Annotated in this window: 1 protein-coding gene; it reads left to right on the forward strand. The window is 41.9% G+C overall.

Annotation, left to right across the window (positions count from 1 at the left end):
• On the forward strand, window positions 1–253 hold a 253-nt coding region (locus LXM54_RS27815; RefSeq protein ID WP_233319576.1), incomplete at both ends, for a hypothetical protein.

A 253-nucleotide genomic window follows, 5' to 3' on the forward strand; every position in this document is an offset into this window, starting at 1 on the left:
ATATGTGGATGCTGACGTCATTTCAGAAGACGCTGCAGCCAATACAAAAGTGCTTCGTTTTGAAGTTCAGGATTTAAGTGGAGAAACAAACATCCAATTAGCCATGTCTTATGGAATGAGTCATGTAGTCAGAATGGTGTTTGATGAAGGCACTGTTGTTGTAAGTGAGCCAGAAGAAAATCCAGAACCTTCGCCAGGTGAAGGAGAAGAAGAGCCGCTTGCAGATGGCATATACACAATCGATTACAAAGTT

It is taken from the genome of Bacillus sp. Au-Bac7 (assembly GCF_021341655.1).
Classification (GTDB): Bacteria; Bacillota; Bacilli; order Bacillales; family Cytobacillaceae; genus Niallia.